The organism is Desulfitobacterium sp. (assembly GCF_035539115.1).
Lineage (GTDB): Bacteria > Bacillota > Desulfitobacteriia > Desulfitobacteriales > Desulfitobacteriaceae > Desulfitobacterium_A.
Genome location: NZ_DATLJA010000105.1, coordinates 1 through 25,218 on the forward strand (window position 1 = coordinate 1; position 25,218 = coordinate 25,218).

Annotated in this window: 28 protein-coding genes; 14 read left to right on the forward strand and 14 right to left on the reverse strand. The window is 40.8% G+C overall.

What is annotated here, in order from left to right; all coding sequences use genetic code 11:
- The 3 genes from VM640_RS16290 to VM640_RS16300 all read left to right on the forward strand — a co-directional run.
- Positions 1-397 (forward strand): helix-turn-helix transcriptional regulator (locus VM640_RS16290; RefSeq protein ID WP_325394121.1); only part of this gene is annotated, 397 nt, incomplete at its 5' end.
- Positions 398-1,321: 924 nt separating this feature from the next.
- Positions 1,322-2,077, forward strand: a complete 756-nt coding sequence (locus tag VM640_RS16295; RefSeq protein WP_325394123.1) for a hypothetical protein — start codon at positions 1,322-1,324, stop codon at positions 2,075-2,077.
- Between the two features lie 18 nt (positions 2,078-2,095).
- The gene (locus VM640_RS16300) at positions 2,096-2,626 is read left to right on the forward strand and encodes a hypothetical protein (RefSeq protein WP_325394125.1); all 531 of its coding nucleotides are present in this window, start codon (positions 2,096-2,098) and stop codon (positions 2,624-2,626) included.
- Positions 2,627-2,799: 173 nt separating this feature from the next.
- Here VM640_RS16300 and VM640_RS16305 read toward each other — a convergent pair whose 3' ends face one another.
- Entirely contained in the window at positions 2,800-3,327 is a 528-nt protein-coding gene (locus tag VM640_RS16305) for a hypothetical protein (RefSeq protein WP_325394127.1), read from the reverse strand.
- 1,235 nt (positions 3,328-4,562) lie between these two features.
- Between VM640_RS16305 and VM640_RS16310 the strand changes: the two genes are divergently transcribed.
- Entirely contained in the window at positions 4,563-5,015 is a 453-nt protein-coding gene (locus tag VM640_RS16310) for a hypothetical protein (protein ID WP_325394129.1), read from the forward strand.
- 102 nt (positions 5,016-5,117) lie between these two features.
- On the opposite strand, the gene VM640_RS16315 is transcribed toward VM640_RS16310, so the two are convergent.
- From VM640_RS16315 to VM640_RS16340, 6 genes are all read right to left on the reverse strand, one after another.
- The gene (locus tag VM640_RS16315; protein WP_325394131.1) at positions 5,118-5,237 is read right to left on the reverse strand and encodes a hypothetical protein; all 120 of its coding nucleotides are present in this window, start codon (positions 5,235-5,237) and stop codon (positions 5,118-5,120) included.
- An 85-nt stretch (positions 5,238-5,322) separates the two neighbouring features.
- The gene (locus VM640_RS16320) at positions 5,323-5,469 is read right to left on the reverse strand and encodes a hypothetical protein (RefSeq protein ID WP_325394133.1); all 147 of its coding nucleotides are present in this window, start codon (positions 5,467-5,469) and stop codon (positions 5,323-5,325) included.
- On the reverse strand, positions 5,466-5,675 hold the full coding sequence (locus VM640_RS16325; RefSeq protein WP_325394135.1) for a hypothetical protein: 210 nt from the start codon (positions 5,673-5,675) through the stop codon (positions 5,466-5,468). Before VM640_RS16325 ends, VM640_RS16320 begins: the two co-directional genes overlap by 4 nt.
- Positions 5,676-5,830: 155 nt before the next feature.
- Positions 5,831-6,013, reverse strand: a complete 183-nt coding sequence (locus tag VM640_RS16330; protein WP_325394137.1) for a hypothetical protein — start codon at positions 6,011-6,013, stop codon at positions 5,831-5,833.
- A gap of 373 nt (positions 6,014-6,386) precedes the next feature.
- On the reverse strand, positions 6,387-6,752 hold the full coding sequence (locus tag VM640_RS16335; RefSeq protein ID WP_325394139.1) for a DUF4363 family protein: 366 nt from the start codon (positions 6,750-6,752) through the stop codon (positions 6,387-6,389).
- A gap of 11 nt (positions 6,753-6,763) precedes the next feature.
- Positions 6,764-7,492, reverse strand: coding sequence for a DUF421 domain-containing protein (locus VM640_RS16340; RefSeq protein ID WP_325394141.1), 729 nt, complete (start codon positions 7,490-7,492; stop codon positions 6,764-6,766).
- A gap of 560 nt (positions 7,493-8,052) precedes the next feature.
- Between VM640_RS16340 and VM640_RS16345 the strand changes: the two genes are divergently transcribed.
- Positions 8,053-8,574 carry a hypothetical protein gene (locus VM640_RS16345; RefSeq protein WP_325394143.1) on the forward strand — a complete coding sequence of 174 codons (522 nt, stop codon included), beginning with the start codon at positions 8,053-8,055 and terminating at the stop codon, positions 8,572-8,574.
- A 51-nt stretch (positions 8,575-8,625) separates the two neighbouring features.
- Here the strand turns inward: VM640_RS16345 and VM640_RS16350 are convergent, their stop codons facing one another.
- On the reverse strand, positions 8,626-9,081 hold the full coding sequence (locus VM640_RS16350; RefSeq protein ID WP_325394144.1) for an HTH domain-containing protein: 456 nt from the start codon (positions 9,079-9,081) through the stop codon (positions 8,626-8,628).
- A 180-nt stretch (positions 9,082-9,261) separates the two neighbouring features.
- Here VM640_RS16350 and VM640_RS16355 point away from each other — a divergent pair, with 180 nt between their 5' ends.
- Positions 9,262-9,555 carry a hypothetical protein gene (locus VM640_RS16355; protein ID WP_325394146.1) on the forward strand — a complete coding sequence of 98 codons (294 nt, stop codon included), beginning with the start codon at positions 9,262-9,264 and terminating at the stop codon, positions 9,553-9,555.
- A 636-nt stretch (positions 9,556-10,191) separates the two neighbouring features.
- Here the strand turns inward: VM640_RS16355 and VM640_RS16360 are convergent.
- From VM640_RS16360 to VM640_RS16375, 4 genes are all read right to left on the reverse strand, one after another.
- Positions 10,192-10,833 carry a GOLPH3/VPS74 family protein gene (locus VM640_RS16360; RefSeq protein WP_325394148.1) on the reverse strand — a complete coding sequence of 214 codons (642 nt, stop codon included), beginning with the start codon at positions 10,831-10,833 and terminating at the stop codon, positions 10,192-10,194.
- Between the two features lie 109 nt (positions 10,834-10,942).
- Positions 10,943-11,137 (reverse strand): type II toxin-antitoxin system antitoxin, encoded by a 195-nt coding sequence (locus VM640_RS16365; RefSeq protein WP_325394150.1) that lies wholly within the window; start codon positions 11,135-11,137, stop codon positions 10,943-10,945.
- A 39-nt stretch (positions 11,138-11,176) separates the two neighbouring features.
- A complete protein-coding gene (locus VM640_RS16370; RefSeq protein WP_325394152.1) occupies positions 11,177-12,022 on the reverse strand; it encodes an SPFH domain-containing protein in 846 nt (281 codons plus the stop codon).
- A gap of 217 nt (positions 12,023-12,239) precedes the next feature.
- Positions 12,240-13,415 carry a zinc ribbon domain-containing protein gene (locus VM640_RS16375; RefSeq protein WP_325394154.1) on the reverse strand — a complete coding sequence of 392 codons (1,176 nt, stop codon included), beginning with the start codon at positions 13,413-13,415 and terminating at the stop codon, positions 12,240-12,242.
- 211 nt (positions 13,416-13,626) lie between these two features.
- On the opposite strand from VM640_RS16375, the gene argF reads away from it, so the two are divergent.
- The 6 genes from argF to VM640_RS16405 all read left to right on the forward strand — a co-directional run bounded on the left by argF (position 13,627) and on the right by VM640_RS16405 (position 20,755).
- Positions 13,627-14,568: an ornithine carbamoyltransferase gene (gene argF / locus VM640_RS16380; RefSeq protein ID WP_325394156.1), complete on the forward strand. Its 942-nt coding sequence runs from the start codon at positions 13,627-13,629 to the stop codon at positions 14,566-14,568.
- A gap of 105 nt (positions 14,569-14,673) precedes the next feature.
- Positions 14,674-15,879: an argininosuccinate synthase gene (locus VM640_RS16385; RefSeq protein ID WP_325394158.1), complete on the forward strand. Its 1,206-nt coding sequence runs from the start codon at positions 14,674-14,676 to the stop codon at positions 15,877-15,879.
- 250 nt (positions 15,880-16,129) lie between these two features.
- Positions 16,130-17,515, forward strand: a complete 1,386-nt coding sequence (gene argH, locus VM640_RS16390) for an argininosuccinate lyase (RefSeq protein ID WP_325394160.1) — start codon at positions 16,130-16,132, stop codon at positions 17,513-17,515.
- Between the two features lie 379 nt (positions 17,516-17,894).
- Positions 17,895-19,358 carry a nicotinate phosphoribosyltransferase gene (locus tag VM640_RS16395; protein WP_325394162.1) on the forward strand — a complete coding sequence of 488 codons (1,464 nt, stop codon included), beginning with the start codon at positions 17,895-17,897 and terminating at the stop codon, positions 19,356-19,358.
- A gap of 13 nt (positions 19,359-19,371) precedes the next feature.
- Positions 19,372-20,139 (forward strand): NAD(+) synthase, encoded by a 768-nt coding sequence (gene nadE / locus VM640_RS16400; protein WP_325394164.1) that lies wholly within the window; start codon positions 19,372-19,374, stop codon positions 20,137-20,139.
- Positions 20,140-20,200: 61 nt separating this feature from the next.
- Complete coding sequence (locus VM640_RS16405) at positions 20,201-20,755, forward strand: 5' nucleotidase, NT5C type (RefSeq protein WP_325394166.1); 555 nt, start codon at positions 20,201-20,203, stop codon at positions 20,753-20,755.
- Between the two features lie 69 nt (positions 20,756-20,824).
- Here the strand turns inward: VM640_RS16405 and VM640_RS16410 are convergent, their stop codons facing one another.
- The gene (locus tag VM640_RS16410; protein WP_325394168.1) at positions 20,825-21,160 is read right to left on the reverse strand and encodes a nitrous oxide-stimulated promoter family protein; all 336 of its coding nucleotides are present in this window, start codon (positions 21,158-21,160) and stop codon (positions 20,825-20,827) included.
- A gap of 174 nt (positions 21,161-21,334) precedes the next feature.
- A complete protein-coding gene (gene murC / locus VM640_RS16415; RefSeq protein ID WP_325394170.1) occupies positions 21,335-22,684 on the reverse strand; it encodes a UDP-N-acetylmuramate--L-alanine ligase in 1,350 nt (449 codons plus the stop codon).
- A gap of 244 nt (positions 22,685-22,928) precedes the next feature.
- Here murC and VM640_RS16420 point away from each other — a divergent pair, with 244 nt between their 5' ends.
- Positions 22,929-23,330, forward strand: a complete 402-nt coding sequence (locus tag VM640_RS16420; protein WP_325394172.1) for an AMP-binding enzyme — start codon at positions 22,929-22,931, stop codon at positions 23,328-23,330.
- An 873-nt stretch (positions 23,331-24,203) separates the two neighbouring features.
- Positions 24,204-24,932, forward strand: a complete 729-nt coding sequence (gene cas6, locus VM640_RS16425) for a CRISPR-associated endoribonuclease Cas6 (protein WP_325394174.1) — start codon at positions 24,204-24,206, stop codon at positions 24,930-24,932.
- The last annotated feature ends 286 nt before the right edge of the window (positions 24,933-25,218 follow it).

Below are 25,218 nucleotides of genomic sequence, written 5' to 3' on the forward strand. Positions count from 1 at the left end.
TTTTAATATTCTCATAGAAGCACGAGTTTCCGGGTTTATAAGCAAGACAGCATCCAGAGAGCAGCTTGTTACGGCTATTCGCTGTGCTTTACGAGGTGAAGCAGTTATACCTGTATCCTTTCTTCAGCAGCTAAGGCGTAATGAAGCACGGATAACTGTTTCGATGAATGAAAGCAGCTTAGAAAATATATCAATCAATGAAAAGGAGCAAGCGATTCTTCAAGAAGTAGCCAGAGGCAAGAGTAATAGGGAAGTTGCGGATATTTTGTTAATGAGTCAACGTGCGGTTGAGTACAATCTGACTCGAATTTTCGGGAAATTAAACGTCCCTTCAAGAGCAGAAGCAATAATAGAAGCCAAACGCCTTGGGCTTATTCCGAATGAGGATTTCATATAGTTGAAGTTTATTTTCTTCTTGGGGATAACTGATTTTAAGTGCATGGAGCATGTATATTAGAAAACGATTTGCGGTTGACCACAAAATAATTGCGGTATCTTGCAGTATGATTTTCGGTGCAAAAGTGTTTAGTATACTGTAAAGTAATTACTAGGGGGAAGGTAAAATTTACCTAAGGAGATAAAAATTAAATAGTTCCAGCTGTCTTCGCTTTTAATGGTTGTTATAAAACAAAAAGGCAGAAACAAATCACGGGATTCTAGGGCTTACGTCCCCGTGAATCAACGATTGGCTGTGGGAATAAGGAACAGATCTCCTCCTCTTTTATATTTCTTAGGTTAGTTGGTTTAACACGCCGGTACAGGGGGAGGAAATATTATCTTCCAAAGTGTATGAAAGATTTATGATTCTAAGGGTGAAGGTTAACCAAAAGGAAGTATTTAAATGGCTTTCGCCCCTACACAAATATAGTAAGTATTTTTATACTACACCTACTGAGGATATTTGTGAAGGAAGATCTAAGAAAAGGAGGAAATTTTGTTCTGATTCTTTATCCCCGGAAATTTCTTAAGGAACAATCATGCATCAATGGTTCAAGCAAGCATTGGGGTATCAGGTTCGTCGCATGTCGAGAGCTTATTAAAATTACAAAGAGGAGAGTAAAACGAGAGTCCTGACAGGTAAAGTGTGAGTTCAAGCAGAGTAGCTAGGAATGGCCACTTTATTAAAGATCAGGATCAATAATCTAAATTCTTGGGAGGAGGTGAGTCTGTTGAAGAACAGCATACGTATCATATTTGCTTTGACATTTGTTAATCAAGAATATGGTCCGTAATTGATTCTATTCAGGCAGAGGTTGCAAAATCCAACATGAATTAACATTTATTTAGCAATCTAAAATTTTACAAAAATGGAGGAGAAAAAATGCGTAAAAAACTATTAGTAGCAGGAGTTATAACTGGACTTTGCTTTGTAACTTTTATAACTTCCTCATACCAGTATTCTTATGCTGATCAGAAAAAATATGTAGAAGACTATACTAAAATCGCAGGTAACTATGTTAAAAACAATCCTGAACTATTATCTAAATCAATAGGTGCAATAGAAAATAAGGCAATAAATAATGATGATGTAGTAACAAATGTGGGATCATTACCTATATCTATTTCAGAAATTAAATTTAGACAAGGTCTTAGACAGGTAACTGGAATTGGTGATTCCTCTACTAAATCAATTTTTAATACTTTGGTTGAAGAAAAATTAATTTTTAACTATGCCATTAAAAACAATCTTCTTCCAACGCAAAATGAGATTAATAACTTTATTGAATTGGAAAAATCAGTATATTCGAAAGAGGAAAAAGCTAAAAAGGCTATCGACGCTTTCTGTTTAGCATCCGGTATGAGTTTAGACGATTACTGGAATTCTTACGAATACTATAATGCTTTTCGTGCCGTAACGTTTAAAAAAGCCTATGATAATGCAATCGAAGTTGGAATTAAGAAAGGTGAACTTAAATCTTTAGAAAATGGCAACCCAAAGAACCCAGAGATATCTAAGGAACATGAAAACTATTGGATGAATATCAAAAAAGATATGAAAAATAAAACTTCCTTAACTATTAATAAACAACACCTTAATAATGACTTCACTCTAGATAATTCTAAACTATATCTATAGAAGGGAGAAAAAATTATAATGAAAAAGAATAAAAGTATAAAATATCTATTTATAGTAGTCCTTACGTTAATGTTAAACTTTGTTTTGGCAGGAAATGTTTTTGCAACTGATGTTTTTACAACTGGATACACATATCACCAAGGCTGGAGTCCGAATTGGGGATATAAAGCTTATAATGTAAATACCTACTATACAGGTAATCAATATGAACAGAGTGGTTACCAGTATGTAGATGGTCATGACTATTTAGTTTGGATTAGTTCTTCATATAGTCCTGAGATTTCAAGAGGAGCAGCACAATTAGGAAGTTTACAGATGCTTAACACAAGTGATAGTGCTGTATCAACTTTATATCAAAGTAGTTTTTCCCCAGGCTCATATCGTTCTTTCTACTTAGATCCAAATGCAACATACCTTGTTATAGCACATAGTTATAGTTGGCTAACAAGTTATTCTGGAACTTATAGAGCAAAAGTTAACACAATATATGTTAATTGTGATTTCACAGGAATGGATGGAACAGATTCTTATTATACACCTTATTTCTAATAGTTATTTTTCCTTATCAGTCCCATTAAAAAGTTAACTAAAAGGTGTTGCCATTCGCTTATGGCGACACTCTAATATTTTCTATAACATCTAGGAATTCCCAGATACCCAACCTCATGTATTATTCTAGTTCCGAAATTTTATGTTATGCACCGTTAGAAGAGTAATATCAATCATTCCTCTTCTTCAGTATCATTTTCTCTTTTTAATCCCGTAGTTCTAATATTATTTAAAAAATTAATTAAACCCTGTGAACCAAAGAAAATCCATAATCCTATGATAAATTCGGTTATTACTCCTACTGAACCAAGTATTACTCGTGTTATAGAATTAGGCCCATTTGACATAGAATACGTTAAATTGGATACTAACTTTGGTAATGAATTTCCGATAAAATAAAGACCAAGAACCGAAAAGGATACTCTATGAATATCATCAATCCCTATACTACTTGATTTAATGTCAAAATGCTTTTTCTCTTTAACCATAACTGCTGAGATTTTATCTGAAAGAAACCAGAGTAAAACTCCAAAAAGAATATAAACTGATGAAAAAATAATATTTAATAAAATTTCGTGCCCTGTTGGGTTCGGCGTTGGAATTAAAAAAGTAAGTATATTTGACAAAACATTAGTTCCTTGAATAATAAAGAAGATACCAAGAATTTTACAAGCCAGTCCCGTAATTTCACGCTTATTCATCCTTCTGCCTCCCTACCTTTCCAATAACTCAAATGGTACTTAGCGTTTGGTTTCCGTATAAATTATTCCCATAACTATTCGTATAGACCTCTAAATCTAAAGGTAATCCCGAACTAGGTTAGTCTATTTAATATACTCGACATCATCGGGTAATCTTCTTTAGCCAATTAAGAATTTCAAAATACTGGAATTACCTCTTCTTCTGATATCATTCTTATTTATCCCCCTCTTAATAGTATAACATTTAGTAGCATATATCAGTAGCGTTGCATGAAAGTATCAGCAAAAAAGTCAAATACTAAATCCGGTAAAAAGCAAGGATAATCCGAGAAAAACTGCTCGGGGGAAAGGTCTCCCATCCGGTCAACCTTACACCCCCGGGGTCTGATCCCCTCATAAGACCCACTTATAATGCGACAAAACGGATTTCGTATAATCCACAGAAGCTTTCAGAGACGATTCTAAGGAAGCAGATAGCTGCTTAAACCAGGGATCAAATTTATTCTTACATTTGAGGACAATTGAAGCACGGAGAAGCTGGGTGTTAATTTTTTCCATACGGGCAATTGACCCAGCACCATTATCATGATGGTGATTTTCACGTTAATCAACATGATTTATCAGCGCACGGCGAGAAGACTCCCACCTCTACAGGGGGTGTTATGAATCGTCGTCCTCAACTATTTACCCGAACTATCGTTCTCATTACCTCCGACTCATGGTAAAATATAGTTAAAATGGGTGAGAAGGTGCTCGTCATCATTCGGGTATACAAGCTGAATTTTCAAACATCCAAAGACAATCTAAATCGTTTCTTTACCTGTAACCGCATATCCGCCCAAATCTGGAATAATTATCTTATACTCGCTAAAGAACACGATCTATTAACCGGATCATGGATTGACCGAAAGACTTCCGTTTAGCCACCAAAGGTAGTACCCGATCCACAATCAATCCATCCAAGCTGTCTATGAGCGGTGTCTTAATGCGGCGAGAATACCAAGAAAACAGGGGTCTTGGGGCACACTCAAATCCGCTATTCGTACAAGTTGCTTTAAGGGCGTACTCAGTTTAGGAATCGGGGGCGTACACTAAAAAACGATCTTCCTGTCTTTTCTAGCATATTATGGAAGTCTTAGCCCTTAATATTAAAGTTATTAACGTAGTCTTAATAATTTTCATTATTAGTTTGGCCCAAAGGGACATATGAGTCTAGGAGAGGAAAAGCGAGGCAAATGTTAAATGAAAAAATAATTTGGATAGCAATATTAATTGTTTTAGTAAATCTAGCGGGATGCTCCAGTCCTAATATTGTTAATAATGATAAAACCGACTATAAGCAATTGTATGAAAAATCACTTCAAGACCAACCACCGTTAATAAAAGATATAAAATTTGATGGAAAAATTATTAAATCTGGTGACTGGGCTGAAGTGGGTGAAAAAGTAAAAATTGTTATTACTTTAGAAGGCGATTGCCGAGAAGTTGATTTGTTTTATACACCGGTTGGATCAGCAGTATATAAAGAGCAAAAATTAATAGAGATAGTGTATGTTGAGCCTGGCCAAAATACTGCAGAATATTTTTGGGATGTACCACAAGATACAAATGGGTTTTTTAAAATTATTGCATATAATAAGGATGTTGGGCGTAGGTCAGACGAGTATAATGTTATTTCAAAAAAATGATTTGAAACAAGGGGACAGGTACCTGGTTTTGGAAGAATCTAAAGCAATAAAACCTGCTCAATGATTTGGGGAAAGGCCTCTCATCCGATCCTTACCGCATTCTCATTTGGCAAAAGTTTCCCGGCAGACCAGCAGGGCCAAAGTCGAGTCCAGCCCGCCGGAAATCCCAATCACGGCTTTCCAGATTCCGGCTTTGGTAAGCTTTTGGGTTAAACCGGTCAACTAAATGGTAAAGATCTCCCGGCAGCGGACATCCCGGTCTTCTTTTTTTCCGCGGACAAATGGATAAGCATCAACCTGTCTTTTTTCAAGGTCCGAGACGAATGTTGATTCGGGCATTTTGAAACTCAAAGAAAAGAATCCGGTAGGTTCCTGGCACTACACCACCCATAAAACTATTGGCCTTTCTCCGTTCATTCATCAGTTTTTCAATAGCAACAGCGGCGTAAATCAATACCGTTCTTGAAAGCGGTTTTCCTCCAAGAACGTTCCGTTTTCAGCAATTATTACATCGCCGCCGAACACCACATCCGTGGTGGATTCACTGGGGCCAGCCGAAGCATACACATAACCGGCTAAACAACGGGCGGACTGCTGACGGACCAGGGCTTCCTGGTACTCTGTTTTGCCAATCAATTCATTGCTAGCCGACAAATTCACGAGCAGGTTGGTCCTATGCAGGGCGTGATATGAGCTGGGTGGAATAGGCATCCAGGGGTGAAGCAGGGGGACAGGTCCCTTGTTTCAAGAGGTGCGTGAGTTGCGATTACAGATGCGGAGACCTTCAAGCAAGCCGCTAGCAAACTCGGCGAAAACTAACTTTCATCAGTGGGGCGTGGCACACGGATGTGCCACGCCCCACTGATGAAAGGATGCCGATTTTGGCGGGCACCCCGCCCACTTTCATTAACAGTTTGAGCCGCTAGTTTGCTCGACGAGCGCCTGGCCAAAGCAGTTGTAATCGCAACTAACTCGACCGCTTCATAGGTCACTTGCATGTATTACTTTATGACACAGGAGGCGGCGGAGTACATTTTGTACCCCCGGCCGCAGATGCGTACAAATATGGAAGTGAAACCAGGACGTGAATTTTGATTTCGGAGAGAACGACTAAAGCAAGCAGATATCCAAGCTTAGGCAATGGCGACTACCTAAAAGAAAGGGTTGCGCACAGGACGTGCGCAACCGCCAACAGAGTCAGGAGACGATTATTGGCGGGGACCCGTGACCCCAAAATAAGGAGTCAGTGCCTTAGCTTTAGGTCTGCGCAGCGCCTGGAGTGAACGGAGGAAACAAAATCCACTCCCAGAGATATGCTTAATCTTGTTAGTCAGACAGAAGAACCGTCCCTCTGCCTAATTCAGCCTTGCTTCACTTCCCAAGATCGTTCCAATGTTCATAAGCTTCATTTAATTCCTGGAGTCCAGCTGATCTATCTTTTGCTTGAATGGCCCCTCTCAGTCGCGCTAAACTGATAGAAAAATTATTGATTTCATTACGTTCTGAGCTGAATTGTATTCTATTAACGACTTTATTCCAGGCTCTTGTTAAGTTATCTGTATCTTTATCAGCTGCTTCCCAATTCTCGTTATCAACATCTTGCATCAGAATTGCAATTGATTGGGTGATGTTATCGTCATTCCCAAAGGATTTTTTTAAGACATCACCACTGAGCATAACTAAAATAAAGAAAATGAGGGTAACGATGGGAATAGCTCTAACTAAAAATGTTCTCATTCAATCATCTCCTAGTATGGTCCTTTATAATCACCGATGTCGGTAACCTTCTTCAGATGATCCTCATACCGGTCTACATACAAACTTCCCGCCGGATTAAGGGTTACTAAAAAGACTTCAGATATATCCTTGATTCTTTGTTTTTTGAGCTCTTCAAGTAGCCAGTTTTTGTCTTTATTGAGCTGCCTTAAATTTTCTTCGATAATAATTCCATCGTAAACTAATTCGGTACTGATTCCTGAAGGGGAAACTTTTACATTTAAATCCTTAGGCGTTAAGGGAAGATATTCTGGTTTTAATAAGACCGAGATCTGCCCATTAGGTTCTATAATGGCAAAATCGACTTGGTTTAAATCAAATACCCCTTTATTTCGGAGAAGCTCTGAGACCTCAGATGCCCTGTACTTCAGTTTCTTCAAAACATTTTCCATGATCTTGCCATTCATGATGACGATCGCGGGTTCCCCTTCTAAATACTTAGCGGCATATCTCCATTTCGTAGATATCAATTCCATTAATAAACCTAATACGACCCAGGTTAATAGTCCGACCCAATGGGGCCATGCTCTACTCGACAAATCTGTCGTTAAGGAAGCGGCAATAGATCCAATGGTAATTCCAAGCACATAATCGAAAGAATTAAGTTGGCTTATTTGTTCTTTCCCAATGATCCTTGCAAAAATAAGAAGAGTAAAAAAGCCAATAAAGGCTCGAACAATGACCACTAATCCCTCATCCATTTTTAACACCTTCCATAATACTTCATGCTACAAGGTATTATTTACATTAATAATGCTTAATACTCCCTATGTTAAATGAGAGAGCGACTCCATGCAGCAGCCGGAGGTGTGGAGCTTATCCCCCTCAAAACGCAACAAATCCATGCCCCCAAGATAAGACATGACCCGGATTTTTTTGAAGGGTAGTGCGGGGGGAAACTTTTTGTGTTTACGAAGGGTAGACAGTGGCAAGGATGGCAAAAATGTCGCACCTAGCAAACAGGAGTAAAACGGAGCTACGAAGAGTTTAACTCTTTCGCTTGAAACAGAATTTTCTCGTGAGTTGGTGGACACCTAAATCACGCGTCAGTAGCTTATAGGCCCGAAAATGAGGTTTAGGCTTTCGGGCAACTTGACGTAGTGCACATTATGGGACTCGCAACAGTTATATGATACATAGAGGTGGGAGACACGAGCTACGCTCAACGACAATATTTGTCATTTTTCTTAAGATTTCACATTTAATATTCATTATAATTTAAATAGTGCTTAAAAACAAAAATTAAAGGGAGGTATTTTTTATGAAAAGTTTACTCAAAAAGTTGTCTAGTATTATGATTGCATTAGTAATGGTATTTTCTATATCTGCACCAGCTTTTGCCCAATCCCCATCTACTGAAAAAGTAGATACCAACAAAGCTACCTATGAAATAACGATAGGTGACACAACATTAGAATTAACAGAAGGTGAAAAAGCCGCAATACCGCTTGAGCGAATATCAAATTCTAATTCTTCCGGCATTCAACCACTACAAGCTTTTCCTGGTGATGCAGGAACTTTATATCTATGGGCAGATGCTGGCACACTTTATTACAATATATCACTGACTGTTACAGCCACATCTTTTGCGGGTTTACTGTCGGTAACAGATCTTACTAGCGGTTTTTCTGGTGGAAACACTCCTATAAATAAATTTGTTGGATCTATTTCTACTTCTAATATTTCAGGACACACATATGGCGCTACAATGAGTGGTTACGCTTATTTTTTGGGGTCAATAGTAGCAAGAGTAAAGGATAACTATTATATTTGGGATAACTAAAACGAAATAGTAAAAAAGACATTTCTAGATAAATAGAAATGTCTTTTTTATTTAATTATTTTTAATAGAATTATTTGGATTTTTAAATAGATAATGTAACATCATACTTGCGGTTGCTAACTTATATTTTTTCTCATAGTCAATCGAATTAGTATCTTTCATAAAGTTTTCAATATCCTGTTTTTCTAGTCCAGAATAAAGTGATATAGTTTCGTATTCAAGTCCAAATATTTGTACAAGTATATCAATAACACCCTTTATTCTTTCATCTTCGCTAATCATTTTTATTCCCTCGGATAAAAAAACGGTTAGCTCCCATAGAAATCCAGATTTTTCAATTGGTAAATCATCTCTTTTTTTCTTTCCATTTATATAATCTGAAAGCCAATTGATATCAATTCCAGTAACTTTATTTAAAGTATTTAATGTTATCTTATACTCTTTAATAGCTATCAATAATTTTTCCCTTATTATATCTCTAGGTATTTCTGTTCTTATAGTTTGCATATGGATCTCCTTTCTATTTCTCTTTTCTTAATGAGATTAGGATGACAGAAAGTTTAGCCTGCCCAACGCTATATTTACTGCTTCAAAATAACCATATTATACCACAAACGGAATAGTGAACCAACTATCAATCCTTTATCAAGCTCAGTAAATCCTTTATCAAACACTAGAGAGGTGGGAATGACAGAGACTTATAGTATTGGTGGTGTTCCAGTATATGTACATTCAGTTGTAGCTTTAACGGAATTTGTTAGTCGATATGTAGTTAATGTTTTAAGCTCGCGCAATGAAGCAACCTGCTATTTTGGTACATTTTCAGACAATGGAACAAGCGTTAGTCATAATAATAGTAATCCTGTTTACGTTACTGGGTCCGTAACCTTTAATTATTCATTTAAAGGACAACCAACAGTAAGTACAACTAATGCCTTTACGATATTTGTTGATTCTTCAGGTGCGGTAGGTATTGTTTAAAATATAAATACTTCTCTAACCCCAGTACAACAAGTACTGAGGTTTTTCTTTTACAACAATTTTTTAATAACTAATAATAAGATAAGTATTATAAGTATAGGTATTATAAAAGTCATTAGAGCGTTACCAATCATGGTAATTAAAAACCAAAATTCCGCTTAAATTCCCCCTTAAGATTAAAACCCAGTTTTGCATTTAGCTAAGGTCCTCTTTTGTCAATAATTAAACTCGCTTAAAGTATGTATTGCTAAAATTTTAATTTATTGGTGTTCATCGTATTTTCCCTGGTGGGTGTACAATTGTTCATTTTCCAATAACTTAAATTATACACTAACTGCGAGTTTTTAGGAACTCGCAGTTTTATTTACTTAACATGAATTATAGGACGTTTACTTGAAATAAAGGATTACCGGGTTCAGTAATTTAAAAGAGACCCATTAATTTAATATTTTACCATAACTAACCATAGTTATTATAAACGAAATTCTCCATCATAAAGTTTATCCATTAGAACGTTAAGGTTATTTACTTAACAGCTTGAAAATTGCACCCCCTGGTATGGGACGACACGGGGACGGTTCTTCTGCCGATAGACATAAGAACTGTCCCCGTGGAATAAGAGCGCTTCATTTTTCCTTAGAAGCTTCCGGTATATGCTCCAGAATTGGATCCTTGAATCGTTTTGATAATCGCCTGTATCAGGATATTCTCTTTGGCCAATGTCTTAATTCTTTTTCGTGCTTCGTTCCGTTCTTCTTTCTCAAAAAGAGTATTTGTTAGGCCACAAGCATGCACTAGGGCGATGAGCTGAGCTGTTCGAGGACTTGACGTTTCTTCACGGAGGATGACGAGACGGATACGGTCGCGAATTTCCCTTTTTGGACGGTTATCGCGCAAGGGGTAGGCGGTAGAGGGGAAAATCCAAAGAGTTTGACATTCTTCTTCACGCAGAAAACCTTGGTCAACGAGCTGTTCTAGATACTCACGACGGAGGTGTTTGAATGTCCCTTTTGTTTTCGTAACCCAATAACTCGGGGAGCGGACACGCTTCGAATTATCGATGAGATTCAGAAGAATGTCGAGCCGAGTATTTTCCGTAGGTGTTCGATCTATGACTTCGAGGGACGTTTTATTCACTTTTACCCGATTCCGAAGCTCGAGTTCGATGAGGAGAGCCCCAGAAAGACAGAAATCGATTTTTGAGGTAACGGCAAAGGATAGCGTGCCTTTTTCTTCGTGAACAGCGAGAAGTAATAACTCTTCTAAAAGATCCACCATAATACCCGCTCCTTAACGCTTACTCGGCATTTTTTTTCTACGATGCAAGTGGTTAATACTGGCAGGATAAGGCAACTAAGCAGTCGCCTTCGCTTTAGTTTGGCGTCAGCTAAGTTTTCTTTAACTCTGGGTTACTTTCTTCTTTCGGCGGTTCCTCGATCTTGAGACGACCTGCACGATGCGCGGCTTCGCGAAGTAGAAATTCAATATGCGCATTAACACTCCGAAATTCGTCAGTTGCCCATTTTTCGAGAGCAGTGTAGAGTTTAGGATCGAGACGAAGTGCAAATTGTTTCTTGGTCATTTTGTATCACCTGTCTAAGTCTAAGTTTCGTTAATACCTTTAATAAAGCGAGCCAGTATTTATCACTGGCTGTGCTGAACGATCCGAGACGATCGCGACGAGCAGGTTATTGATCATCGCAGCCTTACGTTCCTCATCGAGAACGACAACATTTTCCTTTTCAAGACGATCAATGGCCATCTGCACCATTCCCACGGCTCCGTCCACAATGATTTGCCGAGCAGCGAGAATGGCACTGGCCTGTTGTCGTTGAAGCATTGCACCAGCAATTTCGGTGGAATAAGCGAGGTGAGTTAAACGCGCTTCAGAAACTTCTACGCCGGCAAGCGAGAGCCGTTGTTGGAGCTCTTGAGCGAGTTCGTGAGCGATCTCTTCGCCATTACCACGTAGAAAATATCCGGATTCCGAATGTTCGAAGGAGTCATAGGGATAGCGGCTTGCTACGTGTCGGAGCGCAGTTTCGCTTTGAATTTCTACAAATTGTTCGTATTTATCAACATCAAAAATGGCTTTAGCAGTATCGACGACCCGGAAAACAACGACCGCAGCGATTTCAATCGGGTTCCCTTCGATATCATTGACTTTTAAGGTTTTACTGTTGAAGTTACGGACTCTGAGGGATACCTTCTTGCGAAGGGAAAAGGGAAGGGTGAACCAGAACCCAGGTTCGCGAATCGTTCCGATGTAGCTACCAAAAAACGTCACGGCATAGGCTCGGTTGGGTTGGACGACCTGGATTCCTGTTATAAGAATGCATCCGACGACGAGCAAGACAATTCCAAACAAATTAAGCTTAATGAGCAAGGCGATTCCTGTTCCAAGTAAAGCAAGTATCAGGATTAAAACGAGATAACCATTGAGAGTCCACGCGTCCTTTTCTTTCATAACATTGGCCCCCTTTGATAATTTTAAGATATGCTAGAATAGATAAGGTTGATACTATGATGATATCACTGTCTATATTATATGTAAACAGATCGGCTAAAATAACACCTCCTGAATAATTAACCCAGGAGGCAGAGATTCTGAGTAAAGTATGAAAAAAGTAGGATGTAAGATAAGTTAAGTTAAGTAAGCAAAGTAAGCCTAATGCAAAGCAAGCTTAAAGTTTAGTACCACACTGTGCACAGTAATGGGCACCGTAGCGGGTTTTCTGCCCACATGTTGGACAATAGTTCATAGAATCAGGAGGAACTTCAGCAGAAGAGGGTTCTGGTGAAGTTGGGTTCGCTGAAGAGGCTGGAAAGGTTGGGGAGAATGAAGATGCTGAAGTCGATGAGGAAAGCGTGCTTGACGGAGAAGCAGAATCGCAAATAGACTCATTGGAAGGATCCTCAGAAGGTTCGCCCGAGGAACCGCGTGTAGGCTCATCCGATGAGGACTCTGAAGGAAGTTGTGGAGAAGTCCAAGTTTGACTTTGGGTAGTCGTATTTTGTGAATCTAGGGGCTGCTGATTTACCTCTTCCTCTAGAGACAGAACCCAAACAATCGGGAGAATTGCGGTGAAAGGTCCGGCGAGCAGCGTCACTAAAAGGCCTAGTGAGTGAGAAGCTTGATAGATGAAGGATAATAGGATTTGGATTCCGATCAGGGTGATAAAGAAAAGGCATAAGGATCCCATGTTCCGCCGATAAAAGTCCCAGCTCCCGCTGAGCGAATGTTTGAAGCGAAGTTCTCGATGGTTAAGCATATAAAAGACGGAGGTTGAAAGCCAAGGTGCCAAAAAGATTCCGAGCGCAATCAAGAAGAGAACGTAGAGACCTACAAAGAGCGGAAGAGCGTAGGATATGCCTCGGAGTGCAAAGGCTCCGATGATTCCAGCAACGATTACGAGGAAACTGACTAGGGTCAGGATGCCATACCAACCTAGAACACGAGAAATTCCTGAAAAACGAAAATCTCGGAAAAGAACCTTTTCATGAAGCCCTTTCTGAGTTAGATTGAACATCCCGGTCATAAAAGCGGAAGTTACAAGCCAACTGAGAAGGAGAATTATCACGAAGATGAGGAAAAAATAAGGGGCTTGTGCTAAATAGGAAGCCAAATTATCACTAAATGGCGATAAACCACTGGAAAAACTATTCCCGGGGGGCATCGGTGGATTAGGGTTGGGAAAGGAACCGCCTTTTTTGTTGACCAAGGGCATTACAAAGGGCAGTAATCCAACAATCAATAATCCCAATCCTACGAAGGCAAAGATGAAATACCAACCATAGATCGGGAGCGCAACCCGTTTAAAGGTATCAAGGGTAAGCTTAATTCGTTCAGACCAACGCACTTGAGTCCCTCCTGTTCTTTTTCGACTATTTTCTGTAGAATGAGAGTAATCTTATCTATATTCTCCATATCTGCAATTATTCCTTTAGGTTTCGATTTGTCAGGTAAGCTTATGCTTCCTCCGAGGTAGTTAAGAAAAGAAAATTTCGTAAGCCTATTGAATTATTATGCACCAAAAAGTATAATAATTCATATAAAGGAGGCTGGCTCAGATGGTATTACTCAATAAAGCGGAATTCCAGGGACGGGATTATATTTCCCTTAAAGATTATACTTCAGACGAAATTCTCTATATGTTGCATGTGGCAAAAGGTTTAAAAGAAGAAACTAAAGCGAAAGTTCCTCATCCTATTCTTCAGGGTAAGAATTTAGCTATGATTTTTACGAAGTCCTCGACTCGTACGCGTGTTTCATTTGAAGTTGGCATGGTGCAGCTTGGCGGACATGCCTTGTTTTTGAGCAGCCGGGATATTCAAATCGGTCGGGGCGAACCGATTAAAGATACAGCTCGGGTGCTATCGAGAATGGTGGATGGGATCATGATTCGGACGTATAGTCATCAGGATGTCATTGATTTGGCTAAATACTCAGATGTTCCTGTTATTAATGGTCTAACCGATACGTTTCACCCCACCCAAGTTCTAGCCGATTTGCTCACTATTCAAGAGTATAAACATCAGTTGGCTGGGTTAAAACTTAGTTTTATCGGAGATGGCAACAACATGGCCCATTCCCTGATGAATATTGCAAAGCTGGGAATGCATATTGTGATTGCGAGCCCAAGCAATTATCAGCCTGATCTTGGAATTGTTGCCCAAGCTCAAGCCGAGGCGAAAAAAGGCGGAGGCCTGATTGAAATCGTCGAGGATCCGATGCTCGCGGCTAAGGACGCGGATGTACTTTACACCGATGTTTGGGCAAGTATGGGGCAGGAAGAAGAAGCCAACATCCGAGCCAAAGCGTTCGCTGGATACCAAGTGAATGAGCAGACTTTAAAAGTAGCTAATCCCAAGGCGATTGTGCTGCATTGTCTGCCAGCCCATCGGGGAGAAGAAATTACCGATGAAGTGCTCGAAGGTCCGCAATCTGTGGTTTTTGACGAGGCAGAAAATCGGCTCCATGCGCATAAGGCGATTCTAGCTCTGCTCATGTAAAATGAGCTGTGGTAGAGATTGTGTAATTATTGGAGAATAAGTATATTAGATAGAGGCGAGCCGCAAACTCCAAATATAATATTTACAAGGAAGGAAGAAGTTTAGATGAAAAAGGTTGTTCTTGCATATTCCGGAGGACTGGATACCTCGATTATTATACCTTGGCTAAAAGAAAACTATGGTTATGAAGTTATTGCGATGGCTGCCGATCTTGGTCAAGGGGAAGAACTTGAACCCCTTAACGAAAAAGCCATCAAAAGTGGGGCAAGCAAACTCTATATTGAAGATTTGCAAAAGGAATTTGTCACCGATTTCATTTATCCGACATTAAAAGCTGGTGCAGTTTATGAAGGAAAATACCTATTGGGTACCTCCTTCGCCCGTCCGCTGATTGCTCGTCGTCTGGTTGAAATTGCTGAAAAAGAAGGCGCTGTTGCAATAGCGCATGGTGCAACGGGTAAAGGGAATGACCAAGTCCGCTTTGAACTCAGTGTTAAGGCTCTTAATCCTGATTTAGAAATCATTGCACCCTGGCGGATATGGGACATCAAATCCCGTGAAGATGCAATGGATTATGCCCAAGCTCGAGGAATTCCAGTTCCAGTCACCAAGGATCGTCCCTATAGTATGGATCGCAACCTTTGGCACCTGAGTCATGAAGGTGGAGATTTAGAGGATCCCTGGAATGAGCCGAAGCGAGATCTCTATCTCCTAGGAGTTTCGCCTGAAGATGCTCCAGACAAGCCAGAGTATCTTGAATTAGAGTTTGAGGAAGGAATTCCGGTTAGCTTAAATGGCGAAAAACTCGATCCCGTCAAGTTCCTCGAAACCTTAAATACTTTAGGTGGAAAACATGGGATTGGGATTGTCGATATGGTGGAAAATCGCTTGGTCGGGATGAAATCTCGTGGTGTGTATGAAACTCCAGGTGGGACGATTCTCTATACGGCGCACCAAGCCTTGGAACATCTGACTTTAGATCGTTTAACTCTTCATTATAAGGAACAAGTGGCTTTGAAATATGCTGAACTGGTTTATAATGGGGTTTGGTATTCCCCGCTGCGTGAAGCTTTGGATGCCTTTGTCAATGTCACTCAGAAAAATGTGACAGGAACGGTTCGTTTAAAGCTTTATAAAGGGAATTGCAGCTTAGCTGGGACAAAATCTCCGTATTCTCTTTATAGTGAAGAGTTTGCGACGTTCGGTCGGGATGGAGTCTATAATCAAAAGGATGCTGAAGGGTTTATTAACTTGTTTGGACTTCCTTTGAAAGTTAGAGCGTTAATGGAGAAAAAAGCCGGACTGAGATAGGAATCTTAAAAGTTAAGCTATTATGTTAAGCGCCCATACGGGCGCTTTAACTTATACGCCCTCATAAGGGTAGTTTCGGATGATGGCACCCTATTCTGAGAAGAAAAGGAAGCAAAAGAACCGTCCCTCCGTTTGTGACCTCCGTTTGAAAGAAAACATCCCCTCGGTTGAATTATCAATTTTTTTGCACAGTAACCAATAAAAGAGTAAAATAAGAACAAAGTTTTTCCGGCAGAAAGGATGAATTTCCATGAAATTATGGGGCGGACGCTTTGAAAAAACTACAGATGCATTAGTTGAGGATTTTCATTCTTCTATTTCCTTTGACCAACGGCTTTATAAGCAGGATATCCAGGGAAGCATAGCTCATGCTCGGATGCTTGGACAGGTCGGGGTGATAGCTCCAGCTGAAGCGGATCAAATTATCGCGGGATTACAAGGAATTCTCGTAGACATTCAATCCGGTAAAGTTGAATTCGAGGTGGGTGCCGAAGATATCCACATGAACATTGAGAAACTCTTAACGGAGCGAATCGGTGTTGTTGGGAAAAAAGTCCATACCGGAAGAAGCCGTAATGACCAAGTTGCACTCGATCTTCGGCTTTTCTTAAGAGCGGAGATTGACAAGACCAAAGAACTCATGGCGACGTTAATTCGTACCCTCCTTGATATTGCTGAAAAACACAAGGAAACTTGGATGCCGGGTTATACTCATCTCCAAAAGGCTCAGCCAATCACCTTCGCACATCATTTGCTCGCCTATGTCCAAATGTTTTTGCGGGATATGGGACGGCTTAATGATACCCGTAAGCGTCTTAATATTTCGCCCTTGGGCTCAGGAGCTATGGCGGGTACGACCTTTCCCTTAGACCGCGAGGCGGTTGCTCGAGAATTAGGATTTGATGGGGTGACCTTAAACAGTCTCGATGGGGTCAGTGATCGGGACTTCGCCTTAGAATTTTTAAGTGCAACCTCGATCGCGATGATGCATCTCAGCCGCCTTTGTGAGGAATTAGTGCTCTGGTCAAGCGGGGAGTTCCAATTTGTAAACATGGATGATGGGTATTCTACTGGATCGAGTATCATGCCTCAGAAAAAGAACCCGGATGTAGCAGAACTCGTCCGAGGTAAAACAGGGCGAGTCTATGGTGATCTCATCGCTCTTTTAACCGTAATGAAGGGGTTACCTCTCGCTTATAATAAGGATATGCAAGAGGATAAAGAGCAAGTATTTGATGCGATCGATACGATTCAGAAATCCTTGTTGGTTGTTGAACCGATGTTACGAACGATGAAAGTTAATCGAGCAAGCATGGCCCTGGGTGCTAAAGGTGGGTTTACGAATGCGACGGATTTGGCCGATTATTTAGCCAAAAAGAACGTACCCTTCCGCGAGGCTCATGAGATTGTAGGAGGAATCGTTCTCTATTGCACGAAAAGGGGCTGCGGGCTTGAAGACCTTAAACTCGAGGAGTTCCGAGAGTTTTCCAACGTATTTTCCGAGGATCTGTTCGAGAAGATTGGGATTGAGTACTGTGTACGGGAACGTAAACTCACGGGTGGCCCTGCTCCAGAGACAGTGACACGGGCTATTGAGCTTTCGCGACAAGAACTAGAGAAAGCACTTTGTGGATGATTTATCCATCAAAGATACTTTGAGTAGAGTAGAGAAAATTATGTCGAAATATCTGGAGAAGTTATTTATGCATGAAATTATTTAAGGGATATACCGGTATTAGGTATAATAAAGTGGGAAACCCCCTGAAAATTCTAGGGTAACAGGCAGGGTTATACACAAAAGCTATATACAGACTGTGCATAGCGTGGATAACTCTGTGGATAACCTTGGAATAACTCAAAAAACACCGGGGATAACTACGGGATAACCCTTGAAAGTCTGTGCATAACTTGGGTATAACTTTTTTCTGTAAGCTTCATATTTCGACAATAAAGAGAACTTACTCGAAATTGAGTCTTAGAAAAACTCCATTTCAAGTTGAGTTGGGAGGATGAGCATGAAAAATCTCGAGTTATTAACCGATCTCTATCAATTGACGATGATGCAAGGGTATTTACAGCATGGCTATGATGAAAAAGAAGCGGTCTTTGATCTTTATTTTCGTAATATCCCTAATGAAGGGGGATACGCGATCGCAGCGGGTCTAGAGCAGGTTGTCGAGTATATCGAGAATTTGCATTTTACAGAAGAAGATATTGATTACCTCAGAGGTCTTCACTTGTTTAATGCAGAGTTCCTCAAGGCCCTAAAAGATTTTCACTTCGCAGGAGATATCGATGCCGTTCCTGAAGGAACTCCAGTGTTCCCTTATGAGCCATTGGTGCGTGTTAAAGCCCGAATTTTTGAGGCTCAACTCGTAGAAACGGCACTCCTCAATTTGGTGAACTTCGAGACTCTGATTGCCACTAAAGCCTTTCGGGTTGTAACTGCCGCGGGTGGAGGACCGGTTGCAGAGTTCGGCCTGCGTAGGGCACAAGGACCAGATGCTGGTGTTTTAGGGGCAAGGGCTGCCTTTATTGGAGGATGTCAATCGACGTCTAACGTGCTTGCTGGTCAGAAATTCGGAGTACCTGTTTCTGGAACACAAGCTCATAGTTGGGTTCAGTGTTTTCCGAGCGAATTAGAGTCCTTCCGGGCTTATGCGGAGACTTTCCCAGATCAATGTCTTTTGCTTGTGGATACCTATAATGTCCTTAAATCGGGAGTCCCGAATGCGATAAAGGTAGGTTTGGAACTGGAGGCTCAAGGACATCACTTTTTAGGGATCCGGATTGATAGTGGTGACCTGACCTATCTTTCCCGTGAAGCTCGTCTCATGCTTGATGAGGCTGGTCTTTACGATGCTAAGATTGTGGGTTCGAATGACCTTGATGAACATACGATTTGGGCAATCCGAGCCCAAGGAGCTCCTATCGATTCCTGGGGAGTAGGAACACACCTAATTACCTCGAAGGATACGCCAGCGCTCGGTGGGGTGTATAAATTATGTGCTGAGGGGAAAGATGGGGTCTTTGAACCGCGCTTAAAGGTGTCTGAAAATACAACGAAGATTACGAATCCCGGAATTAAGAAGATTGTACGTTTCTACGACCAAGGGGGGAAGGCAATGGCTGACTTGATTGCCCTTGAAGATGAAAATTTCGCCGAACCTTTAACGATATTTGAGCCACTACAGACCTGGAAACAGAAAACGTTGACCGATTTTACAACCAGGGAACTTTTAAAGCCGATTTTTCGTAAAGGAAAATGTGTCTATGAGCTCCCCAGTTTGCAAGAAATTCAGGCGTATACCCAAAAAGAAATGGATACGCTCTGGGATGAAGTCAAACGGTTAACTAATCCGCACCGGTATATCGTAGATTTATCGCCGAAACTTTTCAAATTAAAGCGAGATCTTTTGCAACACATTAGTTCCCAAGTGAATAAAGTTGAGACGTGTTGTGAAAATAAAAAAAGCTGAGGGGGTATAAAAAATGTGGTCGAAGAGTGAACTTGAGAGTCGGATACAAATGGCAATTGCTTGGTTGCGCGAGCAAGTAAGTCAGGCAGGAGTGCAGGGTGTAGTGATCGGGATATCTGGTGGGGTCGATTCTGCAGTCGTTGCCGGGCTTTGTAAGAGAGCCTTCCCTGAGAACTCAGTTGGAGTGATTATGCCTTCCCAATCGGCACCTGAGGATCGGGAGGATGCTCTACTCATCGCTAAAACCTATGGCCTAAAAGTTATCGAGGTCGATTTAGGGGAAGTTCATCAGGGGATTCTCGAAAAGGTTAATCAGGGTTTGCAGAAGCAGGGTTTGACCTTTGAGGGACGGCTTAGCCAGGGTAATCTGAAGGCTCGACTCCGTATGTCGACACTCTATACAGTGGCGAACGCTCTGAATTATCTGGTGGTTGGCACAGATAATGCGCCAGAAAGTTATACCGGATATTTTACGAAGTATGGGGATGGCGGTGTCGATGTGTTACCCATTTCTTCGCTGACCAAAACGGAAGTTCGTGCCTGGGCAGCTCAACTAGGACTCCCCGATAAAATTGTCAACCGTGTACCGACTGCGGGCTTATGGCCTGGACAAACCGATGAGAGTGAAATGGGAATCACCTATGATCTCATCGATCGTTACCTTGTAGGGGAAGAAATTCCTGCGGAAGGGATTGAAAAGATTGAAAAGCTGCATCGCCAGAGCGAACATAAGCGGTATCTCCCCCCTGCATTAGACCTTCCAAAGCCTGAGAGGTTATAAGCAGATAAGAAATAGCCATCTAAGACGATATAAGACATAAGGTAAGGAGAGACTGTAGACATTGCGTATCGGGATAGACATTGATGGGGTGACTTCGGATAGTTATACGGCGTGGCTTGTGGAGTTTAATCGATATTATGGTAAGAATATTTCCGTCCTCGAGGACTATGATATACATCTGGTGTACGATGTTTCTTGGGACGAGATGAATGACTTCTTCAAGCAGAATACGGAAAAGCTTTTTATGCTTCCTCAGCCAATGAAAGGGGCTAAAAAAGGGATCGAATCTCTTCTCACGCAAGGACATGAGATCATCTATATAACAGCTCGTTCCGCGGACGAGGAAGAGGTTACGCTACGCTGGATGGATAAATACAAAATTCCGTATGACCAGGTTGTGTTTTCCGACTTTAAAAGTAAGGTCGAATTGGCCAAACAATGGCAACTTGAACTTTTTATCGAAGACTATCTGAAAAACGCCAAAGCGATTGCTGATGCAGGAGTCCCTGTTTTATTGCTTAACGCAAGCTATAATCAAGGAGAGCTTTCTAAGGAGATCAAGCGTTGTAGGGATTGGATGGAAATCGTCAAAGAAATTAATAAAGTACAAAAGTAAAAACACATTCTTTAGAATTTTTTCTAAGGGATGTGTTTTTCATATTACGATGCAAGTATTTTATTCGATTCATTCGATGTTCTTTTTCGGAGGATGGTTCCTTTTATCGATGAGATGCTGAATCGCAACGACAGGGTGATGGAAAAGGATGCGAGGGCCGGAATAACGCATGATGTTGATGATCTTTTCCCGCATCTCTTTTTTATAGCAATGAACCGTGCAATCTCCACAGACCGTTTTATTCTCGCCAAATTTACAATGGTCAAGACGTTGATGCGCGTAATCAAGAAGAGATTGGCAATCCTCACAAAGTTCCCCCTGCGGGTGATGCTTATCTTGGCAGTGAAGCTGAACAAGAAGGGCTACAGTCTGCTTTTCTTGTTCAATTCTGGATCTTTTGCTCATGGCGTTTTTCTCCTCCGCAGTTAAGAAAGGGAGCTCACTTGTGAGCTCCCTTTGATTTCCAAAAAGATCATTTTATCAGCGATGCAATCTACGTCTCCGACGTCTCTGCCACCAAATACGACGTCCCCATCTAGGATGCCAACCTGGAGGTTGTCATCCTAGACTGTGCCTGTATTAGCCGACGAGTCCTTGACCTACTTTATAAATATCTCCAGCTCCAAGGGTAAGCACCAAATCTTGAGGGGTCAATGTTTGAGCAAGGTAATCTTCAATCCCTTTAAGAGAATTAATGAAACGGACGTTGATTCCCTGACTTTGCATCCGATCGGCAAGGACAGAAGCAGAAATTGTATTCAGGTTTTTTTCACGGGCGGAGGCGAAGATTTCAGCGATGACGACTTCATCCGCGGCATTAAAGGCATGCGAGAATTCATCAAGCAATTTTTCCGTGCGGCTAAATGTATGGGGCTGAAAGATCGCTCGAATCCGGCGGTCCGGGAAGGAAAGGCGGGCTCCTTCCAGGGTGGAACGAATTTCGGTTGGATGATGGGCGTAGTCATCAACAATGAGAGCGCCACCGTTCATTCCTACATGTTCAAAACGCCGCTTTGTTCCACTAAATTGACATAAGCTCTCCAAAATTTTCTGAGCAGGAATGTCAATAGCTAAACATAAAGCGATTGTAGCCAAGGCATTTAAGATATTATGCTTACCGGCGACATGAAGATGCATTTCTCCGAGATATTTCCCAAAGGCATAGATTTTCATGGAACTTCCCTCGTCATGAAATTTAATTTCTCTGGCCTGGATATCCGCTTCCTCGGATAAGCCGAAAGAAGTTATCGGAGCCTGGCTTTGAATATATTTCCGATTTGGATCCTCAGCCCATACGAAAATTCGACCGTTTGCGGGTACTTTTTGTGCCAGCTCAACAAAGGCGGAGATCACATCCTGTACGTCCTTAAAATAGTCAGGATGGTCAAATTCAATATTAGTAATGATCAAATATTCAGGTGAATAGTTCAGAAAGTGGCGACGGTATTCACAAGACTCGGCCAAGAAGAATTCTCCTTTGCCAGAATGGGCATTTCCACCGATACTCGGGACATCACTTCCAACAATAATGGTGGGATCAATACCAGCTTGGAGGAGAGTTAGACCCGCCATCGCCGTTGTCGTTGTTTTTCCGTGCGTACCAGAAACTGCAATTCCCCGTTTCTTGGACATCAGCCGTCCTAGGTATTGAGGGTAGGTTAAAATAGGAATATTTAACTCGCGAGCCCGAGCAATTTCCGGGTGGTCCTCACCATAGGCGGCAGAAGCCACGACGAGATCCGCGTTATCAACGTTGTGTTCGGCAAAGTTCAAGACTGGGATATGAGCACGTTCCAGGACTGCATCCGTGAAAAAACGTTCGGATACATCTGAACCTGTAATTTCTGCTCCTTCAACTTGAACGCTGACTTGTGCTAAAGCGCTCATACCTGTTCCTTTAACTCCTACAAAATGAATATGTAATGGCAAGACTCATCTTCCCTTCAAATTCGAAATCTACTTTCCATTATACCCAATTTCAGACCAAAAGGTATCATTTTATCTTCGGAAAGTTTTACCCTTAGAAATCAACGGTTCAAAGTGTCTTTTGAGCCTTTGAGTAAGACAATGGAGAAGGATAAGTTTGGTTGGATTATAATAATAAACAGAGAAGAGTAAGCAGAGGGATATAGAGAGAAAAAATGAAAAAACCATATTTAAGGAGGGGTTAGACGTGGGGAGTAGTTTCGCTGCACTACAGCAGATGGGAATGCTGGATGGAAGCCAGCGGGAAGGATTTTTTACCGGACAAACGTTTATCAGTTATTTTCAGGTGGAATCCATGCTTTGGGAATATCCTAAGGTCCTAGAGGCCGGAGTAATTGTCCTTAGCGACTCAACTCAGAAGCAAACGCTTCATATTTACCTTGCCCTAGAGGAAAATTCGATGAATGAGCGAGAAATAAATGCTTTTTGTAGTGAAGTTGCCAACTTTGTTCGTAATCAGTTTGTTATAGGTTGTTCGCTCCGTGTTCAGGTTCGAGAAAAGCTTCCAATGACTCGGTCTGGGAAAATTCTAAGAACTGTTTTAAAAGATTGGAACACAAGTTCCCCAATATTAAAAAGTATAGATTAAGAATTTTACCTAAATCAAGCTCTATTTATCTCGTTCCTTTATACGAAGGAACGTTTTGTTTTAGGGGGGGTGAATAGCGTGAAAAATAACTTAGCTCAGCCTAAAAAAGGGTGCACCAAATTAAGGCTTTGAAGGCCCAGAAAAAATAAAGCTTTAGTTTAAACCACAGAAATGTCAGTTTTTTTTATTAAAACCGGACAATGGCATGAGTTAAAACTTGTGGTAAATGGAGACCAGATTCAAGGTTATCTTGATGGAAAAGTAGGAGTGTGGTCAAAGTCAGATAGTGTAATAAACTTTGACGATTTTACTGTAAAGACTCCTTAGTTGTACCTTGTAAACCGGAGACTCCTGAGTTATTTAGGGGTCTTTAAAATTTTTGACATCATCTAACCCCTAGAGTTATTTAAAACCGTTAACCTCTATAGGGCAAGGACTACCCTAACTCTAATGATAAGGATTTTTAATTATGTCAAATGAATCCCGAATCATTGAGAGATACAGTCCAACAATTTCTGCTTTGATGGTTACGGGCTAATGCTTTAGTCCTTTTTTCTCTAGCACGTTAAAAATTTCTGTCATAGTTACATTCTACGACAGGAGGTTTTTTTGCTTCAATGTCTATTTAACAGGGTTCAGTTCATCAATTGGATATAGGATTTTGAAACAAAGCGAAAGGTCCAAGAAGTCTGGAGCAGTTGATTTACTTTGATAACTCGGTTATCTTTGAGTAACCGTTTTTGGTTGTGGAGGTCTGCGGATTTTGGGTATAATACATAAATTTTGAAATAATAGTTGATTTTTTGGTAGTCATTGCCCTAATCTTAAGATAAATAGAGTAAAGAAAAGAAGGTGAATATCATTCATTTAGAAATGTTTTTTAGGGCTAAAAGTGAAATAGTAATTTTACCCATTAACTATAATTATTTGCTTCAAGCGGCTATTTATCATTCGATTGATGCGGAGCTGGCGACTTTCTTGCATGAGAAGGGTTATACGGATGGCAGTCGTGCATTTAAATTATTTAGCTTTTCATTGCTGCAGGGAATTTACCAGATGGATAAAGTAAAAAAGACAATTGCATTTGAGGGGGAGCTGAAGCTTATAGTATCATCTCCTTTGCAAGATTTTTGTCAATCCTTAGTTAATATCTTGTTAACAAAAGGAAGGTTGCGTTTGGGTGCCCAGGAATTGGAGATTGAAAAGGTTAATGTCCGCCAATATCAAGTTCGGGAAAATCAGGTGACCGTTAAAACGCTTTCACCAGCTGTTCTATATAGTACCTTACTTAGGCCTGATGGGAGAAAATACACGGCTTATTTTCAACCGGGTGAGGCAGATTATGCTCGTTTATTCAATGAGAATTTGCATAAAAAATATCGGGCTTTTTCTGGAGGGGAAGGGCCGGCAGGGGAAGTAGAGGTCAGGCCTTTAGGTTTGCAAAGGATGAGAATTATTAATTATAAGGATACGGTGATCAAGGGGTATGCGGGCAAGCTGCTCTTGAGCGGGCCGAAGGAATTGCTTCAACTGGCTGTAGATGGGGGAATAGGGAGTAAGAACAGCCAGGGGTTTGGGTGTGTTGAGTTAGTGGGGAGATGAGTGGACTACGAGACTATAAGAATTTTTGGATGTAATAAAGGAGATGAGTGAATTTAGTTGAATAAGGCATATAGAAATTCCAGATTAGCGTTTTGAGTTCAAGTCGCTTAAATGTCGTCGATGTGCAGTAACGTAAAAAAACCTGGAGATCGACGACAAAGGAAATGGCTATTGACGCGCCATTGAATCAAAAGTATGATCAATTACACAGATCCATTTCACTGCAAGGGTCTCATTCTATGCGGGTTAAATTGGTTTTTAGCTTACCTATGAGGAATTGAAACAT

Bases quoted from the DNA above. Each gene is read 5' to 3' on its own strand.
- VM640_RS16295 (WP_325394123.1), top strand. From the start codon at position 1,322: ATGCGTAAAAAACTATTAGTAGCAGGAGTTATAACTGGACTTTGCTTT.
- VM640_RS16300 (WP_325394125.1), top strand. From the start codon at position 2,096: ATGAAAAAGAATAAAAGTATAAAATATCTATTTATAGTAGTCCTTACG.
- VM640_RS16305 (WP_325394127.1), bottom strand. From the start codon at position 3,327: ATGAATAAGCGTGAAATTACGGGACTGGCTTGTAAAATTCTTGGTATC.
- VM640_RS16310 (WP_325394129.1), top strand. From the start codon at position 4,563: ATGTTAAATGAAAAAATAATTTGGATAGCAATATTAATTGTTTTAGTA.
- VM640_RS16330 (WP_325394137.1), bottom strand. From the start codon at position 6,013: ATGCAAGTGACCTATGAAGCGGTCGAGTTAGTTGCGATTACAACTGCT.
- VM640_RS16335 (WP_325394139.1), bottom strand. From the start codon at position 6,752: ATGAGAACATTTTTAGTTAGAGCTATTCCCATCGTTACCCTCATTTTC.
- VM640_RS16340 (WP_325394141.1), bottom strand. From the start codon at position 7,492: ATGGATGAGGGATTAGTGGTCATTGTTCGAGCCTTTATTGGCTTTTTT.
- VM640_RS16345 (WP_325394143.1), top strand. From the start codon at position 8,053: ATGAAAAGTTTACTCAAAAAGTTGTCTAGTATTATGATTGCATTAGTA.
- VM640_RS16350 (WP_325394144.1), bottom strand. From the start codon at position 9,081: ATGCAAACTATAAGAACAGAAATACCTAGAGATATAATAAGGGAAAAA.
- VM640_RS16355 (WP_325394146.1), top strand. From the start codon at position 9,262: ATGACAGAGACTTATAGTATTGGTGGTGTTCCAGTATATGTACATTCA.
- VM640_RS16360 (WP_325394148.1), bottom strand. From the start codon at position 10,833: ATGGTGGATCTTTTAGAAGAGTTATTACTTCTCGCTGTTCACGAAGAA.
- VM640_RS16365 (WP_325394150.1), bottom strand. From the start codon at position 11,137: ATGACCAAGAAACAATTTGCACTTCGTCTCGATCCTAAACTCTACACT.
- VM640_RS16370 (WP_325394152.1), bottom strand. From the start codon at position 12,022: ATGAAAGAAAAGGACGCGTGGACTCTCAATGGTTATCTCGTTTTAATC.
- argF (WP_325394156.1), top strand. From the start codon at position 13,627: ATGGTATTACTCAATAAAGCGGAATTCCAGGGACGGGATTATATTTCC.
- VM640_RS16385 (WP_325394158.1), top strand. From the start codon at position 14,674: ATGAAAAAGGTTGTTCTTGCATATTCCGGAGGACTGGATACCTCGATT.
- argH (WP_325394160.1), top strand. From the start codon at position 16,130: ATGAAATTATGGGGCGGACGCTTTGAAAAAACTACAGATGCATTAGTT.
- VM640_RS16395 (WP_325394162.1), top strand. From the start codon at position 17,895: ATGAAAAATCTCGAGTTATTAACCGATCTCTATCAATTGACGATGATG.
- nadE (WP_325394164.1), top strand. From the start codon at position 19,372: ATGTGGTCGAAGAGTGAACTTGAGAGTCGGATACAAATGGCAATTGCT.
- VM640_RS16410 (WP_325394168.1), bottom strand. From the start codon at position 21,160: ATGAGCAAAAGATCCAGAATTGAACAAGAAAAGCAGACTGTAGCCCTT.
- cas6 (WP_325394174.1), top strand. From the start codon at position 24,204: ATGTTTTTTAGGGCTAAAAGTGAAATAGTAATTTTACCCATTAACTAT.